This is a genomic window from Alishewanella aestuarii B11, from assembly GCF_000280055.1.
GTDB lineage: Bacteria > Pseudomonadota > Gammaproteobacteria > Enterobacterales > Alteromonadaceae > Alishewanella > Alishewanella aestuarii.
The window spans coordinates 352,964-370,459 of the sequence record NZ_ALAB01000027.1 but is presented as its reverse complement, the minus strand read 5'-3'; the positions used below and the strand labels follow the sequence as shown (position 1 = coordinate 370,459).

At 53.9% G+C, this 17,496-nt stretch carries 14 protein-coding genes; 7 read left to right on the top strand and 7 right to left on the bottom strand.

The window, feature by feature from the left end; genetic code table 11:
- Positions 1 to 148: 148 nt before the first annotated feature.
- Positions 149 to 1,846, bottom strand: a complete 1,698-nt coding sequence (locus tag AEST_RS11270; RefSeq protein ID WP_008609144.1) for a TIGR03545 family protein — start codon at positions 1,844 to 1,846, stop codon at positions 149 to 151.
- 205 nt (positions 1,847 to 2,051) lie between these two features.
- On the opposite strand from AEST_RS11270, the gene AEST_RS11265 reads away from it, so the two are divergent.
- Complete coding sequence (locus AEST_RS11265; RefSeq protein WP_008609143.1) at positions 2,052 to 3,647, top strand: amidase; 1,596 nt, start codon at positions 2,052 to 2,054, stop codon at positions 3,645 to 3,647.
- Here AEST_RS11265 and zntR read toward each other — a convergent pair.
- On the bottom strand, positions 3,610 to 4,017 hold the full coding sequence (gene zntR / locus AEST_RS11260) for a Zn(2+)-responsive transcriptional regulator (RefSeq protein WP_008609141.1): 408 nt from the start codon (positions 4,015 to 4,017) through the stop codon (positions 3,610 to 3,612). The two genes, AEST_RS11265 and zntR, sit on opposite strands and share 38 nt — an antisense overlap.
- Positions 4,018 to 4,204: 187 nt before the next feature.
- On the opposite strand from zntR, the gene AEST_RS11255 reads away from it, so the two are divergent.
- The gene (locus tag AEST_RS11255) at positions 4,205 to 6,676 is read left to right on the top strand and encodes a heavy metal translocating P-type ATPase (protein WP_008609139.1); all 2,472 of its coding nucleotides are present in this window, start codon (positions 4,205 to 4,207) and stop codon (positions 6,674 to 6,676) included.
- A 20-nt stretch (positions 6,677 to 6,696) separates the two neighbouring features.
- Here the strand turns inward: AEST_RS11255 and AEST_RS11250 are convergent, their stop codons facing one another.
- From AEST_RS11250 to AEST_RS11235, 4 genes are all read right to left on the bottom strand, one after another.
- Positions 6,697 to 6,894, bottom strand: a complete 198-nt coding sequence (locus tag AEST_RS11250) for a hypothetical protein (RefSeq protein ID WP_008609138.1) — start codon at positions 6,892 to 6,894, stop codon at positions 6,697 to 6,699.
- A 9-nt stretch (positions 6,895 to 6,903) separates the two neighbouring features.
- On the bottom strand, positions 6,904 to 7,761 hold the full coding sequence (locus AEST_RS11245) for a copper resistance D family protein (protein ID WP_008609136.1): 858 nt from the start codon (positions 7,759 to 7,761) through the stop codon (positions 6,904 to 6,906).
- Between the two features lie 2 nt (positions 7,762 to 7,763).
- Entirely contained in the window at positions 7,764 to 8,210 is a 447-nt protein-coding gene (locus tag AEST_RS11240; RefSeq protein ID WP_008609134.1) for a copper resistance CopC family protein, read from the bottom strand.
- A 103-nt stretch (positions 8,211 to 8,313) separates the two neighbouring features.
- Positions 8,314 to 8,721, bottom strand: a complete 408-nt coding sequence (locus AEST_RS11235) for a hypothetical protein (RefSeq protein WP_008609133.1) — start codon at positions 8,719 to 8,721, stop codon at positions 8,314 to 8,316.
- Positions 8,722 to 8,913: 192 nt separating this feature from the next.
- On the opposite strand from AEST_RS11235, the gene AEST_RS11230 reads away from it, so the two are divergent.
- From AEST_RS11230 to vapC, 5 genes are all read left to right on the top strand, one after another.
- The gene (locus AEST_RS11230; protein WP_008609132.1) at positions 8,914 to 9,321 is read left to right on the top strand and encodes a hypothetical protein; all 408 of its coding nucleotides are present in this window, start codon (positions 8,914 to 8,916) and stop codon (positions 9,319 to 9,321) included.
- A 71-nt stretch (positions 9,322 to 9,392) separates the two neighbouring features.
- Entirely contained in the window at positions 9,393 to 11,237 is a 1,845-nt protein-coding gene (locus AEST_RS11225) for an efflux RND transporter periplasmic adaptor subunit (protein ID WP_008609131.1), read from the top strand.
- Positions 11,238 to 11,240: 3 nt separating this feature from the next.
- Complete coding sequence (locus AEST_RS11220; protein ID WP_008609130.1) at positions 11,241 to 15,089, top strand: efflux RND transporter permease subunit; 3,849 nt, start codon at positions 11,241 to 11,243, stop codon at positions 15,087 to 15,089.
- A 120-nt stretch (positions 15,090 to 15,209) separates the two neighbouring features.
- Complete coding sequence (gene vapB / locus AEST_RS11215; RefSeq protein ID WP_008609129.1) at positions 15,210 to 15,440, top strand: type II toxin-antitoxin system VapB family antitoxin; 231 nt, start codon at positions 15,210 to 15,212, stop codon at positions 15,438 to 15,440.
- Positions 15,437 to 15,847 (top strand): type II toxin-antitoxin system tRNA(fMet)-specific endonuclease VapC, encoded by a 411-nt coding sequence (gene vapC / locus AEST_RS11210; RefSeq protein WP_008609128.1) that lies wholly within the window; start codon positions 15,437 to 15,439, stop codon positions 15,845 to 15,847. The genes vapB and vapC overlap by 4 nt, the downstream gene beginning before the upstream one ends.
- A 114-nt stretch (positions 15,848 to 15,961) precedes the next feature.
- Here vapC and AEST_RS11205 read toward each other — a convergent pair whose 3' ends face one another.
- Positions 15,962 to 17,410 carry a S41 family peptidase gene (locus AEST_RS11205; RefSeq protein ID WP_008609127.1) on the bottom strand — a complete coding sequence of 483 codons (1,449 nt, stop codon included), beginning with the start codon at positions 17,408 to 17,410 and terminating at the stop codon, positions 15,962 to 15,964.
- Positions 17,411 to 17,496: the final 86 nt, after the last annotated feature.

Sequence of the window (17,496 nt, the reverse complement as noted above, 5' to 3'; positions counted from 1 at the left end):
TTACAGGATAATGCCGCATTTTGTACGCTTGGGTGATTTTATGATAAAGGGTTTGACGGCAGGATAACCGGCGGAAATCCGGGATGAAGGCGATTAGAGATCTGGGCCTGCCGGTATCCGGTGATACCGGCATCCTAGCTGAGTGTCGTTAACCGCCGCCCAGCCGATCAAGCAGCCGGTTACGCAACTGATCCTGCAGATTACCTATTTTGGCATTTAGCAGTTCTTCCAGTTTGGCTTCCATGGCCTTGCTATCGGTTTCTTGTTGCTGTAACAGGTTTAGCCACTCTTGTTGTGGCCCCAGTTGCTGCGCCAGGCGGTTATCCAATTCGGTACGCAGCTGGGTTTGTAGCTGCGCGATTTTTTGTTTGGCTTCGCCCAGCAGCGCATCGCCCAACATCCGATCCAGTGAGGAGCGGATTGTCACTTGCGGATTGGAGATCAAGCCTTCTGCCAGCACATCCAGCGGGATCTGTCCCTGGCGGTTCAGTAAAGTGACGAGCTGGTCCAGATAGCGGTTACCGGTTTGGTCAAAGCGGGCATTTTTTAACAGCACTTTGGCCTGCTGTTTTAGCTGATCATCGGTCAGTTTCAGTGAGCCATTGGCACTAAATAAGCCCGCCAGCAGTGTCAGCGCATTTTGCTCGCGGCCCAATGTCAGATTTTCCAGGGCCATGCCTTCGAGCTGCCAGCTTAGGTTAGTGATCATCTGCTCCAGAATGGCAAAATCGCCATTAAGTTGCAGCTTATCCAGTCTGGGCAGGCCCGCGACATTCAGTTTAAAGCGGGTTGCCACGTTATTGATTAGTTGATGTTGGGTAGTAATGTCCTGCATGGTTAGCAGGCTCTCGGTGCCAGCCAGTAACACCTGAATGCGCGCTTCTTTAACCCAGAAATCCGGAAAGGGCTGATTCGGATCCAGCGGTTTTGCCGGGGCCGGTTCGCCGTCCTGCTGCAAATAGGGTTTGGCCAATTGATAGAGTGCTTCCAGTTTCTGGATTTCACGCGCCCAGACATCGCCCAGCAGGATCTGGAAAATCGGGGCCAGGCCGCCTTGCTGAATATTCGCCAGTTGCTGCAGCTGTTGCCAGTCCTGCTCGGCAGCAGTGCGTACTGCTTTAACGGCTGCACTCAGGGTATCGCGGCTTTCGGTCAGACTTTGTTGCAACTCGCGCAGCTTGTCGCGTTCAGTGCGTAATTGTTGCTGCAGGCTGGTTAATTGCTGGGTTTTGGCGGCCAGATCTGCCGCGTCGCTGATACGGCTGTCGGTTAGCGCCTTAATGCTGCTTTGAAACTCAGCCAGCTGGTCCGGTGTTGGCAGTTGCTGGCGCAAGGTGGTCATTTTTTGGCGCTGCTGCGCGGCCAGCTGTTGTAACTGTTCGCCCTGCTGCAGCGTCTGTAGATTGGCTCTGGCCAGAATGGCATCAGCGGTCGGGATCTCGACTTGCAGTAAAGAGGCTAAATCCAGCGCATTATCATTGGCCGGCGGTACCCGGTATACCTTGCCGGGCCGGGCTCTTTGACTGCCGTATGCCAGCTCCAGTACTTCCAGCTCTTCAACGATATAGTAACCTTTTAAGGCCGGCCAGGGGTCGACTCGGGCATAGGCTTTGGCAAAGCTGATGCTATTAAAATCTGGCTTTGCCGGATCGGTAAGCTGTACGCCATCAAGCTGCAACGATACCGGTAACAGGCGCAGCGATACACTGTCGACATTCACTTCGGCGCCGGTGATCTGCTCCAGCTCACTGATTAAGATGCTTTTAATAATACTGTTGGCCAGCAAATAGGCCACCAGCAGCAAGGTGAGCAGACTCACCGGAATTAACCAGAGTAATTTTTTCATTAACCGATCCTTATTGGTTTGCAGGCGGGCTTAGTAATATAGTTTAGAGGATAATGCCTTAGCTTTCATCACTTTGGTCAGACAATGCTTTAGAAGTTCCATTGCTCCGTTGCGACCAGCAGCAGGGGGCTGCGGTAAAAGGCCCTGCAATCGGGCGCGCCTGGCAGTAAGCTAAAGCCATTGCCATAACAGAAAATGAGGCTGTATGCGTTTACTGGGATTAGGTTTAACACTGTTATTACTGGGCTGTCGGCCGGCGCCGTTACCGGATGTCGAACCAGGGCGCGATCTGCAGTGGCTGGACGCCCGGTCGGCGCAGCAGGCATTAGCCAGTAATGAGATCAGCAGCGAACAGTTAGTGCAGTTTTATCTGGCACGGATAGCCGAGCATAATCAGCAAGGCTATCAACTACATGCCATTACCGATATTAACCCGGACGCCCTGGCGCAGGCGCAGCAATTAGATAAAGAGCGGGCAGCTGGTCAAATCCGTTCGGCGCTGCATGGGTTGCCGGTGCTGTTAAAAGCCAATATCGCTACCGCTGATCAATTGTCTACCACTGCGGGTGCCCTTGCATTACAAGGGCATTTAACCTCGCAGGATGCAGAATTGGTGCGGCAGTTACGTGAGGCCGGTGCTGTGATTCTGGCAAAAACCAATTTATCAGAATGGGCGAATTTTCGCGGTGAAAACTCGGCCAGTGGTTGGTCCGCCCTGGGTGGGCAAACCCGTAATCCGCATCTGCTCAGCCATACGCCCTGTGGTTCCAGCTCCGGTGCCGGGGCGGCTATTGCAGCGGATTTTGGGTTGTTGGCAGTAGGTACTGAAACGGATGGTTCTATTATTTGCCCGTCTGCCATTAATGGTATCGTCGGTATTAAACCCACCCGGGGGGCTGTGTCCGGCGAGGGTATTATTCCGATCGCCAGCACCCAGGATATTGCCGGCCCTATGGCACGCCGGATCTATGATGCAGCCTTGTTATTGGAAGCCATGCTGACGCCCGCCGCCCGTGAAGCCATTCCGGCTTCGCTGACAGCAGCGGCACTGCAGCCGGCGAATGCCGGCAAGGTCCTGCTGGTGCGCGCTTACGACGAGCGCGAGCCTGCTGTGGTATCGATGCTGGATAATACCGCTCGGGCATTAGCGGCGGCCGGTTTTGAGGTGGTGGAAACGGCGGAATGGCAGTTACCCCCGGAGTTATATCAGGCCGAGTTTAGCGTATTGCTGTACGAATATGCCCGCGATCTGCAGCAGTGGCTAACTGACTATCAGGTGCCAGAGCAGGTCAATACGCTGCAAAAGCTTGTTGCGTTTAACCGCGCGCAGGGCGAGCGGGCGCTGGCGTTTTTTGGTCAGGAATATCTGGAGCAGGCGGCGGCGATCGATCTGGTTGCTGCTGAAGCCGACTATATTGCAGCGCTGGCACAAAGCCGCGCTCTGGCTGAGGCCGCACTTAACCAGTATCTGCAGCAGGGTTTCTCGGCGATTATTTTGCCCTCCTATGGTCCGGCCTGGCCTATTGATCATGTCAACGGTGATCAGTTTAATTTTGGCACCTCGACGGCAGCTGCGGTAGCCGGTTATCCGTCTATTACCTTACCCGGCGGCTATAGCGGGGTGTTGCCGCTCGGCATTAGCCTGGTCGGTTTACCCTGGTCAGAGCCGGAGTTAATCCGCATCGCCGCCTTGCTAGAGCAGCAGCTGGCTGCATATCGGCGGCCGGGGTTTATCCCGGCGCTGCCAGCGGATAATGCACAAGCTACACCGGCTCAGCCTGAGCCAACGCAGCCAGAATAGAGCACGCGTTGGCGCTGACTGTGCCACCACAACAGGCATTGTGTAATTGCTGCAGTGCCTGTTGCAGCCGTTGCAGCTCGGCACGCTGTTGCTCTATTTCCTGAATTTTTAACGCGACCTTGTCTTTAACATCAGCACAGACCCAGGCACTTTTGTTATCTTCAATGGCCAGCAGCTCGCGGATCTGCTGTAAGCTAAAGCCAATAGCCTTAGCACGCAGAATAAAACTTAAGCGTTGCACATCGCTCGTGCTGTACTGGCGATAGCCGGCGCCAGAGCGTGGAGCTGTTGCCAGTAAGCCCTGTTTTTCGTAAAAACGAATCGTATCTACCGTGACGTCAAATTGCTGAGCCAGTGCGCCAATTTTCATACCGGATACCTGAGTTGCTAAAATTATTGCTGCGAAGGCGGTCTATCACTACCGCCCGACAGTTTAAGTATAAGTCTGGAGTCAGCTCCAGAGTCAAGTCCGAAAAAAGCGTGTTAATACTGCTTGACTCTGGAGTTACTCCAGATTGCACAATACACTGGCTGAACTATCTGATGGAGTACTTGCCATGTCTGCAGCGAACCTGAAGGTGCTGATACCTGTTACCAAACTGACCTGTGCCGGCTGTGTGCGCCGCGCGACAACGGCACTTAGTGCTGTACCAGGCGTGCAGCAAGCCAATGTTAATCTGGCCAGTGGCAACGCCGAGTTAAGCCTGGAGGCCGCGACAGTACTGCCCCAGGTTGTGAGTGCGTTGGAGCAGGCTGGTTATCCGACCCGCACCGAAGCTTTACTGTTTAGTATCAGCGGTATGCATTGCGCGTCCTGTGTCAGCAAAATTGAGCAGGCCTTACGGCAGATCCCCGGCGTATTATCGGCGCAGGTGCAACTGGTCAATAGTCAGCTACAACTTAGCCGCATCAGTGGGTTGGCACAGACCAGCGAGTTACTGGCAACGGTGCAACGTCTGGGCTATCAGGCTAAGGTCGTGGATGAGCAGCACGCCGATCCCGAACAGGAGCAACAGGCGGCTCAACGTCGCTTAAAGCGTCAGTTTTGGCTGGCGCTGGCCTTAACACTGCCGGTGTTTGTGCTGGAGATGGGTGGGCATCTGCTACCGGCTTTTGCCGCGCTGTTACAGCGGGTATTACTGCCAGAGCACTCCGCCTTATTGCAATTTACGCTGACCACTTTGCTGCTGGCCTGGCCGGGGCGGGATTTTTTCCGCATTGGTTTACCAAACTTGTGGCGCCGCAGTCCGGATATGAATTCTTTAGTGGCATTGGGTACCCTTGCGGCCTGGAGTTTTTCGACGCTGGTGACCTTCGCCCCTGAGCTGATCCCCCAGGTGAGTCGCCATCTGTATTTTGAATCGGCAGCGGTGATTATTACCCTTATCCTGCTTGGGCGTTATCTGGAAGGGCGGGCCCGGGGCCGCACCGGTGCTGCTATCCGCAAGTTACTGGGCTTAAAAGTCAGTCAGGTCAGAGTGCGGGTGAATGACAGCTATCAGGATCTGCCGCTGGCGGACCTCAAGGTCGGCATGCAGTTTTTAGTGCGTCCGGGTGAGCGGATTGCTGCTGATGCACGGGTGATCAGCGGTGAATCCTGGGTCGATGAGTCGATGCTCACCGGCGAGCCGCAGCCGGTGGCAAAGCAGGCGGGCACTGTGGTCACCGGCGGTACGCTTAATGGTACTGCTGGTGCGCTGCTCTGTGAAGCTAAGGCCGTTGGCGAGCAGACGGTGCTGGCACAAATTGTCCGCCTGGTGCAGCAGGCACAGAGTAGCCGGCTGCCCATTCAGGCGCTGGTCGATAAGGTTACCGCGGTATTTGTGCCGGTGGTACTGCTGATCGCGCTACTAACGGCGCTGCTCTGGTTATGGCTGGGCGGTGAGCAGGCCTTAACGCAGGCCCTGGTGAATGCGGTGGCCGTGCTGATTATTGCCTGCCCCTGTGCCATGGGGTTAGCCACACCGGTGTCGATTATGGTCGGTACCGGCCGCGCGGCTGAGTTGGGGGTACTGTTTCGCCAGGGCGCGGCCTTGCAGCAATTGCAGCAAGTCAGGCTGGTGGCCTTTGATAAAACCGGTACCCTGACCCAGGGTAAGCTGGCGCTGACTGATATCGTTGCGACGGCCGATTTAACCGCACAGCAGGTGTTAGCTATCGTGGCCGCCTTAGAGCAGTTTGCCGAGCATCCGCTGGCGCAGGCGCTGGTCGCGGCCGCTCAGGCGCAGCAGTTACCCTTTGCGGCAACGACGGAGTTTCAGGCCATTAATGGTCAGGGCGTTACAGCTTTGGTTGACGGTAAACGTTATTATCTGGGGAATCTGCGGCTGCTGGCTGAGCAGCTGCCGGCACAGTTCCCGGCAGCGGAACTACCGAATGCCAGCCAACAACAGCAGCTGCAGCAGTTAACGGCGGCTGGCAAAACGGTAATTTTCTTAGCGGATACTGAGCGGTTGCTGGCGATGATAGCGCTGGCCGATCAGCTGCGACCGGAAAGTCAGGCGGCGGTGCAAGCTTTGCAGCATGCCGGCTTAACGGTGGTGATGGTGACCGGTGATCAGCTGGTAACGGCAAAGGCAGTGGCAAAACAGCTAGGGATTAGCGAGGTGCGGGCGGGGGTATTACCCGAGGGTAAGCAACAATTAGTGGAGCAGCTAAAGCAGCAGTATGGCAAGGTGGCCTTTGTTGGTGATGGTATTAACGACGCGCCGGCGCTGGCCGCCGCCGATGTCGGCATCGCCATTGGTACCGGCACCGATGTGGCGATAGAAGCGGCCGATGTGGTGTTGCAGCGCAGTGATGTAGGAAGCGTATCGCAGGCACTGCAGTTAAGTGCCGCTGTGATGCGCAATATCCGGCAAAACCTGTTTTGGGCCTTTGCCTACAATGTGCTGCTGATCCCAGTGGCAGCCGGTGTGCTGTACCCGTTTACCGGCACCTTGCTGGCACCGGGACTGGCGGCAGGCGCTATGGCATTAAGCAGTATCTTTGTGCTGAGTAATGCCTTGCGGCTGCAGCGCTTTCGGTAGCGGCTATGGCTTTTCCAGCGTTATCGCAATAGCGGTTTTAACAGGTGGTAAAAGATACAGACTAAACCTGCCGCCTCAATCAGTAATAGCAACACCAGGGCCAGATGCTGCATAGCATGGCCCTGAGTTTTTAACTGATGGTGGACATAGATCCCCGCGGTCAGTGCCAGGCTATAAAGGCCCAGCACCAGATGTGTCAGCAGCATTTCAGTACTCATCTTAGCCTCCTAACCGGACCAGCCCACGATCACTGTCACCACTGCGGTGATGACAAAAATAGCCGTGGCGAGCAGCATTTCTGCGACGATAGCCATTTGCAACCGCCTTGGATCTGAATGTTGTTGCAGTGCGGGTACCAGCCTGAGTTTATTCAAGGCTCCTAAACTCAGCAAGCCAATAACTAGCAGTATTTTAGCAAGCAGCAGTTGGCCATAGCTAGTGCTCCAAAGATGCTCTGGCGCGGATAACAGCAGCCACGTCATGCTGACGCCGCTCAGCAGTATTAGCAGCAAAACCCCGATCATGATCTGACCAAACTGGTGCAGTAACGCATGCAGCCTTGCGGTTGGACTATGGCGGCAAAGCCGCCACAGCAGTGGCAGGGAGCCTACCCAAAAGCCAACAGCCAACAGATGAGTTAGCAGCAGCAACTGCCCTGGCAGGCCAAAGCGCAGCAGGTGTCCGCCTTGCAAGAAACCGAACATCAGTAATAGCAATGCCAGACTTTGCAGCAGAATTGGCAGGTATTTAACCTTTAGAAGCAACAGGCTAAGCAACAGCAAGCCAAAGGCCGGCAATTGAAGACACAGCGTTTTTCCTGCGGCGTCCGGCCACAGAAATTGCATCAGTTCCCAATCAAACATGCCTCCCATGCCCGCCATGGCCATAGTTCCTACCTGCAGCAGAAAGCTGCTTAGCACGCTAAAAGCACCCAGGCCAAACACCAGCGCCTGACCAGGCCGGCTTAGCGGTGCGCTAAGCCGGTGCCGCTGTGCCAGCCAGTTGCAGAGCATCAGCCCCAGTGTGATGGCCGTGCACAGATAAAGTAAGATCCGGCTTGCGGCAGCCCCTTGCTCCCAGTACATGATTAAATGCCCTGTGACTGCAATGTCAGCAGTCTCGCGTGATGGTGCTGGTGCTCATCCGCTTCAGGTTGCTTGCCAGGGGAGGATTCTGTTGCGTTTGGATCAATACTAAAGTCAATGACACCGCTGACCCTGTGGCCGTCAGCGCCTATGGCAGCCCAGGCAAACTGGTAGCTGCCAGCCTTCAGTGCCGGCAGTGTAAACTCAATATGATCGGTGGCTTCGGTATTGCGGCGAAAGCCAAATTCAATGGCGTTATAATCCAGGCTAAGCTCCAGCGATAACATCCGCACCGGATCACCAAAGTGTAGCATCACCACTTTAGGGGATGTTGTGAGCACGGCGTCCTTTGCCGGAATAGAGAACATTAGTGGGGTATGAGCTAAAGCTGCAGTGCATTGCAGGGCAAAGAAGATCAGGGCTGCCATCAGGCTAGCTAAAGTTTTCATCATCATTTCCTTCAAAAATTTAATTGGTTTTGTATGGGGTACAACAGCATGCCCTGGTTTGGACCAAGACAGCCTTGCTAAACTGGGTTTAAAACCAAATCTATCAGCAGGTTTTGGGAGGTTGGGTGGCGCGGTTTAACAAAACGCTTAAATCAATAAAATCTAGGCTAGGGATGGGATCCGTTACCTGGGTAGCTTGAGGCGAACTCTGCTCGAAAGTCAGCGTAGCGGTGACACAGCAACTTGCGCACAGACTACAGACGGGAGTCGTCGCTTTGGCGGCGGCCTCAGGCTGAGATACATCGGCTTGACGAGGTAATTCCACTGTGCTGTTTAAAGGTTCTGCACTGGCTAACTGAGCTGAGCTGTTATCACTGGCCTGGGCATGGCTATCAACCTGCTTGCTGGCTGACTCTGCAGGCTGGTGCCCGAGATGACAACCAGCCATAGCAAAACCAGTCACACTTTTCAGCAGCAAGGCAGCAATCATCAGCAGAGCGGTACAGCGCATTAGGGCACCTAAGCATTAAATTCTGCGTAAACTTTAGCGAACTTTTCCTCTGCAGGCAAATATTCTGCCCTGTGGTATCGGCTGCATTCTGCCACTTAATCTGGCCTGTGTTTTGATCTACTTGCCTTAGTAATTTTGACAATTACAAGACGAAAGCGTAAATTAAGCGCATCTCAACTCTGGTAACTGCAGATGCTCAGCACTTTTGTACAACGGCAAAAAATCTGGGCCATCCCGATGATGGTTAGCCTTGCCTTGTCCTGGTGTTTGCTGTTTTGTCAGAATATGGCACAGGCGGTAGAACCGCCCTCAACAGCGTCGCATAGCGAACATCTGTCACTTTGTCATAGTAAGCTGGCGCAGCTTACTGTTACCGATACTCAGCTGGTGCTGGCGGAAGCACCTTGCAGCGGCTGTGAACAACTGGCCGCAGGCAGTGATCCGCTGCAACTGGCCAGTTGCGCCATCCTGGTCAGCTGGCAATCAGCATACCAATCCGCATTGTTGCCTGATGGCGACAAGAGCAAGCCCTACTGGACACAACCGCCACCACAGCATGGCCCACCGCTTTACTTACGTAAAAACCTTCTGCTGATTTAAGCCTGTACCTGATATGTCTGGTAGTCGCAGCACGCTGCGACTGAGTCTGTTTTTTTGGTATAGGGTGTTTTATGTTTCAGGTAGCTCAAAATAATGGCCGGGGGCAATGGCGAGCCTTCAGTACGCAAGGTATTACGCCGCTGGCGATGACTGCCCTGGTGATCGGCTTATCCGTAGCAAGTTTGCCGTTGTTGGCGCAAAACCATGGCCATGCCCATGCGGGGGCAGCGGGTTCAGCCGTTAGCCCGGCGCAGGATCCGCTGGCGAAATTACAGCCGGCACAGGAATATACCTGCTCCATGCATCCACAAATCCGTTTTAGCGATCCGAATGAGCGCTGCCCGATCTGTGGTATGGCACTGATCCCGGTTGCCGCCGAAGAGAGTCACACCGTAAGCGGGGAGCAGGTCGAACTGCGCTTAAGCCCCAGAGCCGCCGCCCTGTTGCAAACCGCAGTGATGCCGGTACGGCAGGCTGCCAGCAGCCAACACCTTAGTCTACCCGGTACCTTAGTTGCCGATCAAAGCCGGGTGCAAACCATCAGCGCCTGGACCAGCGGTCGCATCGAACAGGCTTATGTTAACCGCACGGCGCAGCAGGTGCAGGCCGGTGAGCCGATGCTGGAAATTTTTAGCCCTGAGCTGATTGTGATCCAGCAGGAGCTACTGCAGGCTAAGCAGTTGTCGGCGCGCAGCAGTTTGCCAGCGGGCAGTACCCTGGACGGCGCACGGCGTCGCTTACGTTTATTGGGGGTGCCCTCAGCGCAAATTGAGCAGATCCTGCAGCGTGAGCAATTACAGGATACGGTGACAGTCAGTGCACCGGTCAGCGGTATTGTCACTGAAAAATTCGTTAATCAGGGCGCTTACGTCAGCACCGGCCAGCCATTATTTACCGTACTGGCGCTGGATAAGTTATGGCTGGAGTTAGCCGCCTTTGAATCCCAATTACCCTTACTCCAGGTCGGACAGCAGGTAGAGGTAAGTGTGAAAGCCTTACCTGGTGAAACGCTGAGTGGCCGCATTGAACTGATTGAGCCCGAGCTGAATATCGCCAATCGTAACGCCAGGGTGCGGGTGTTGTTGGCAAACCCGGATGGTAGATTAAAACCCGGTATGCTGGCACAGGCCAGTATTCAGGCTGAGGTGAAAGCCAGCTTATTGGTGCCGGCATCAGCGGTACTTTTTACCGGTAAACAGTCACTGGTTTATGTCCAGCCAGATCCGGCAGAGCCGCGGTATGAACCGCGTCAGGTCGAACTTGGCCTGCGTCTGGGTGAAGAGTATCAGTTGCTCTCTGGCGTCACTGCGGGTGAGTTAGTGGTGACGCAGGGCGCGTTCCGGCTGGATAGCGAACTGCAAATCCGCGGCCTGCCCAGTATGTTAAATCCAGCTGTTACCCCTACACAGCATGCAACCGCTACGGCGTCCCATACTCACAGCGCGCCGCAAGTCGCAGCGACACCAGTGCCAAATCCGGATGGCTTTGTGGTGCCGGCGGAGGCACAAAGCGTGTTGCTGCAGGCTTATGCGCAAGCTTACGAGGCGTTGGTGGCTGACGATCTGGCAGACTGGCAGCAGGCGACTTTGTCGCTGCAGCAAGCGGTGGCGGCGGTTGACTGGCCTGAGCGGTTCCCTAGAGTGCTTAGCGCGCTAAATGCCGGTGCCGGCGAAATTATGGACGTCACTGAAATTGCACGAGCCAGGGCACTGTTCTACCGGCATAACCTGGGTTTATTACGGTTTGCTGAGTTGGGCGTACTGGCTGATGGCTGGTATGAAGCCTATTGCCCGATGGCTCGCGATGGCGAAGGGGCCAGTTGGTTACAGCGCGAGGCTGAACTACGTAACCCCTATTTTGGCGCCATGATGTTGCGCTGTGGCGATATTGTACGCCGTTTTGGGGCGGAGGGCTAAGGCATGACGACACCCTTGCAACCTGAAGCGGGCCAGACGGAGAACCAGCAGGGTTTCGGCCGTTTTATGGCGCTGTTATTACAGCAAAAGTTGTTGGTGTTCTTGGCCTCGGTGATCTTGCTGGTGGTTGGCATTGGCGTGGCCCCCTTTGGCTGGCAGCATCAGCTGCCACTTAAGCCGGTGGCGGTGGATGCTATCCCTAATCTGGGCGAAAACCAGCAAATTGTGTTTGCCGATTGGCCGGGCCGTTCGCCGCAGGATGTGGAAGATCAGCTGACCTATCCACTCAGTAGCGCCCTGATGGGCGTGCCGGGGGTGAAAGATGTGCGCTCCCTGTCGATGTTTGGTTTTAGCAGCATAGCGCTGATTTTTGAGGACAATATCGAGTTTTACTGGGCCAGATCGCGCATTCTGGAAAAGCTGGCCAGTTTACCGGCTGATACCTTACCGCCTGGTGTACAACCGGCGCTGGGGCCGGATGCGACCGGCCTGGGGCAAATTTTCTGGTATACGCTGGAAGGGCAGGATCCGCAGGGAAAGCCAGCTGGCGGCTGGCGTTTAGATGAACTGCGATCTATTCAAGACTGGTATTTACGCAGTGGTTTGCTCACGGCCGAAGGCATTAGTGAAGTGGCGGCGATTGGCGGCTATCAGCGGGAGTATCAGGTAGAAGTCGACGCGAACTTGTTGCGGCTTTTTGAGGTGACACTGGAGCAGGTCACGGCAGCGGTGATGGCGGCGAACCTGGATGTCAGCGCCGGCAGCCGTGAGCTAAATGGCGTTGAATATCTGATCCGCGGCCAGGGCTTTGTCAAACAGCTGGCCGATCTGGAACAGGCGGTCGTCAGGCTGGGGCCGGACAATGTGCCGATCCGGGTACAGGATGTGGCTAAGGTCAACTTTGGCCCGGCGCCGCGACGGGGTGTGCTGGATGTCGCCGGCGCGGAAGCGGTAGGTGCGGTGGTTACAGTGCGCGAGGGCTATAACCCCAGACAGGCGATTGCTAATCTGCAAACCCGTATCAGTGAGCTACGGGCCGGTTTACCGGCAAAAGCCGTTATTAACTGGGCGGATACCAGCTTAGCGCAGGTCAGTGACTTTGCTGCAGAACAACAATTGCCGCTGCCCGGCGCACAGTTTACTGAGCAAAGCGACAGCGTACAACATGCCTGGCGCAATTGGTTACAGCAACATCCACAGCAGAGTTGGCCGCAGTGGTTAAGCTTAAGTAAAGTGGAGCTGGTGCCGTTTTATGATCGTTCGTTACTGATTGATGAAACGGTCGCGACCCTCGAGACGACGCTGGCGTTACAGATTTTACTGACCACCCTGGTTGTACTGGTGGTGCTGTGGCAGTTCAGAGCGGCACTGGCGGTGAGTTTAATGCTGCCCGTGACCGTGCTGGTCAGCTTTATCATGATGCGTTACTTTCAGGTGGAGGCGAATATTGTCGCCTTAGCCGGGATCGCGATTGCCATTGGTACCATTGTCGATCTGGGCATTATCTTTACCGAGAATCTGTTGCAGCAGCGGCAAGCTACGTTACAGCAGGGGCTGCGTTTTAATGCTGCTTTGGCGATCCAGCAAGCCGGGCGCGAGCTCGGGCCTGCGTTACTTACCGCCATCAGTACTACCGTGATTAGCTTTTTGCCGGTGTTTGCCATGACTGGCGCCGAGGGTAAATTATTCGGCCCTCTGGCCTATACCAAAACCTTTGTGCTGTTAGCTGCGGTGTTACTGGCGGTAACCTTGCTGCCTGTGGTGTTGTACTGGCTGTTTGCCGCACAGCCGGCGCGGCTTAGGGCGCTGTTAGCGCAAAAATGCCGCGGCCTGATCCCGCAGCGCCTGCAAGGCATACCCACTATGCTGCTACGCCGTGCCCATGGCGTGTTAATGCTAGTGCTCTTGTTGACGGTATTGATTTGGCTATCCCAGCTCTGGCTGCCACTGGGGCCGGGGGCTGGCTTCTGGCAAAATCTGTTGCTGGTAAGTGGCTTGTTATTATTGGTATTAGCGGCCTTTTGGTTATTCTGGCGGTTATATTTGCCGCTGTTGCGGTTATTCCTGCGTTTTAAACTGCCATTTTTGCTGTTGCCACTATTGGTGGTGTTAACCGGACTTTCGATCTGGCTGGGGGCGGCACGGGTGATCCCGGGGCTTAGCACCGAAAGTCACTTGGCACACCGTTTCCCGGGATTAAGCCGGGAGTTTATGCCGGCGCTGGATGAGGGGGCCTTTTTACTGATGCCGACGGTCATGCCGCATGCCGCTATCAGTGAAGCGCTAAGTATTTTGCAGCAGCAGGATCAGGCGATTGCTACTATCCCGGAAGTGAAAACGGTGGTGGGTAAAATTGGCCGTGCCGACAGTGCGCTGGATCCGGCGCCGTTATCGATGATTGAAACGCTGATCCAATATCACAGCGAATATAAAACTGACGCACGGGGCAAGCGGCTGTATTTTAAATATGACCGGCAAACTGACAGCTTTATGCGTGATAGCGATGGCGAGCTGATCATTGATCCGCGCGGCCGACCCTACCGGCAGTGGCGTGAGCATATTAAAAGTCCGGATGATATCTGGCAGGAAATTGTGCAAGCGGCGCAGTTGCCCGGCGTCACCTCGGCACCTAAGCTGCAGCCGATCGAAACCCGTTTACTGATGCTGCAAACCGGCATGCGCGCGGCGATGGGTATTAAGCTACAGGCACCGGATTTAGCCACGCTGGAGCAGATTGCACTGGCGTTTGAGGCGGCATTGCGCGATGCCCCGGCCATTTCGCCACTCACCGTAAATGCCGAACGGGTGGTGGGCCAGCCGTATTTAATTGTCACGCCCAATCGGCAGCAAATCGCGCGGCATGGTTTAAGTATGCAACAAGTGCAGCAAAGCTTAAGTACTGCCCTGGCCGGTATGGATGCCGGTCGCACCATCGAGGGGCGCGAGCGGTATCCGATCCGGGTGCGTTATCAACGCGAGCAACGCGATAGTCTGGAGGCGATAGCACAAGTACTGGTGGCGACGCCAGCCGGCTATAGTGTGCCGTTAATTGAACTGGCAGAGATACGCTACGAGCGCGGCCCACAGATGATCCGCTCGGAAAATAGCTTTTTAACCGCCTACATTACCTTTGGCGCAGAGCGTGGTATCGCCGATGTCGAAGCGGTCGCGCAGGTAGAGGCTTATTTGCAACAACTGCTTAGCCAGGGCGAGCTGACATTGCCGGCTGGCGTCAGTTATCAGTTTGCCGGCAGTTACCAGCAACAGCAAAGTGCTGCGGCGACACTAAGCTGGTTGGTGCCGCTGGCGCTGACCTTGGTGTTTATGTTGCTGTATTTACAGTTTAAGCAGGTCAGTACCGCGCTGATGATTTTCAGCAGCATTGCCATTGCCTGGGCTGGTGGTTTTATCGCGTTGGATGCGTTCGCACAACCGGACTTTTTAAACAGCCAGTGGTTTGGCGCCAATCTGCGTGAGCTGTTTAATCTGCAAAGCTATAACCTGAGTATCGCGGTCTGGGTCGGGTTTTTAGCCTTATTTGGTATTGCTGTCGACGATGGCATCGTGATGGCGACTTACCTGAAACAGCAATTTGCCGCCCGGCCGGCAAGTAGCAGTGCCGAAGTGCACGAGTTAGTGTGTGCGGCGGCGGCCAAACGCATTCGCCCCTGTTTAATGACGTCTGCTACTACGATACTGGCGCTATTACCGGTACTTAGCTCCACTGGCCGCGGTGCTGATCTGATGATCCCAATGGCAATACCGACACTCGGCGGCATGCTGTTTGTGCTACTGAGCGTCTTTATGGTGCCGGTGCTTTATGCTGCCCGGGAGGAGTGGCGCTTGCGCTAGGATTTGGCAAAGTGCGAATCAGATACTGTGGTTTGCAGTTTATTACCGCCTGTGTCAGAATAAAGGTATATCCCAGTTGGATATACCTTTTGTTCGTTGCGTTTCAAGATGGAGGTGCTTATGGAAGCCGCCGTATTTAAAAGTAACAAAAGCCAGGCTATCCGTTTACCTAAGGCAGTCGCGCTGCCTGATGATGTTTCCCGGGTTGAAGTCGTGGTGCTGGGCCGTTCCCGCTTAATTACGCCGGCCGGTGAAAGCTGGCAGAGCTGGTTTGATGGTCCGACAGTCAGTGAAGACTTTATGCAACAGCGTGAGCAACCTGCAGAGCAAGAACGGGAGGCTTTTAAGTGATCAGGTATTTGCTGGATACCAATATCTGCATTTATACGATCAATAATAAGCCTACCGTGGTACGTGAGTATTTTATCAGGCATCAGAATCAGTTAAGCATTAGCAGCATAACCCTGATGGAATTGATTTATGGTGCCGAAAAGTCAGCTGCGCCAGAGAAAAATCTTGAAGTACTGGAGGGTTTTGTCGCCCGATTGCAGGTGTTACCCTATGATGAGGCTGCTGCTGAGCATACAGGGCAATTGCGCGCCGAGCTTGCGAAACTAGGGCAGCCAATAGGTCCTTATGATCAAATGATTGCTGGTCACGCCCGTAGTCTGGGGTTGATAGTGGTAACCAATAACCTAAGAGAGTTTAGCCGGGTACCAGGGTTACGCACAGTTGACTGGACGCAAACTAATCCATAGCAAGCCGCTATAGCGCCGGTCTGTCTTGCAAGGATTGCAGCAAGGAAACAGCCAGCGCCGAACGAGTTTGGTCAATTTAATGCCAGTGAGTAAGTTGACAACTTAGCTCTGGCGTTATTCAGTTGCCAATTGCTGCAATAGCCAGTCACGTAGTAGCGCAGTATTGTTAATATTGCTTTGATAGTACCATTTGCCTGCAGGTATATAAGGTTCATTGTGACCGCGGGGTCTATTGCGGTAAACCTTTTGTGGAATTGACAGGCTACCGAGTTTACTGGGTAACTCAACAGTACGGATATCCATATAAACGGTGTCAGCAAAGGTAGGTTGACCTACATGAAGTGCGCCAAGCGGCAGTAGAAAATCTGCAAAGTCTAGACAAGCACTGGCGCAAACGGCATCGGTAAGTAAAATGACCCTGGCAGACGTAAGCGATGGGCTTAATTCCGCTTTGATGTCAGCTTTTGTTGCGGCAAGGCTTTGCGGCACTAAATCTTTGCCAGTATGCTGAGCCATTCGACTAGCCAATGCTTTGAATTCAAGTGTAATATCAGAATCTTCGCCAAATTGCTCAGCTACTTCCTGCACAATTTCTGCAGCCATAGCGGTATTTTGCGTGCTGGCTCGCCAGTACGCCATACCCCGTCCCATAATAGGTAACAACCTGTCATATACATGAGCTTCGCCAAAAAGTGCAATTGCTAAGTCTAAGCCCCATTGCGAGTTGCCTCCACCATTACCACGGACATCAAAAACTATCACCTTAGCGTGTTTTAACGCCTCCAGTTCTGCAGTAATTTGTTGTAACTGTGATTGTTGTGGGACAGATGGCGTGAAAGTGGGTAAGCTAATCCAATAATGTTCCGGTGCAAACATTTCTAGCCGGAAATCTTGGTTAGTATTGACTGATTCGTTATGTTGTAGCCATTGCTGTCGTGAAGTGGTTCGCCAATGCAGAGGCAAGACTACATGGTTGTTTTGATATGTAAACTCGCATTCTGTCAGCAGTTCACCTTGCCAGCTGCCATCCATTCTAAGGATCAGCGGTGTATAGTTTATTTGTACAGCGGTCAGTTCTGGTAGCAGTATGTGGTAAGGGAGTACCTGCTGTACTAAAAGTTGTTGTGGCGTTAAGCCATTACACTGTTTGAGAACAGCTCCAATTGGTGGCAGTGTCGTTGGCCATTCATCAGCCATGGAAGTGACAACGGTGTCTACTCCTTGTTTTTGGATAATAAAACCAGGCCATTGCAAACGTGTGCGTTGATGCCTAAATGAAAGGTCAACATGGCCGTCAGCGAAGCCTGCAATATACTTGCGCTGGATATTTAATACGCCATCTAAATCGCTTACCGCTTCGATGCTGTCTACGGCTTGACGATAACCGTTTTCCAGCCACTGATTAAACTCTGGATTTTGTTTATCAATAACGCCTGGATGGTTGTCTTTCAGATTTTGGTAAATAAAATCAAGGTCTGCTTTAGCCAACTGTTGCCATGGCGAATGAGCAGCATCTAGTGGCGATGAGACGGCAAGGCAAACAAAGAATGCAATTTTTTTCATTATAATCAGAGTATAAGTTTATCAATTACAGCAATGTAACATGATATATTTGGCTTTGCTACATGACAGGTGAGGGAGATATCTGA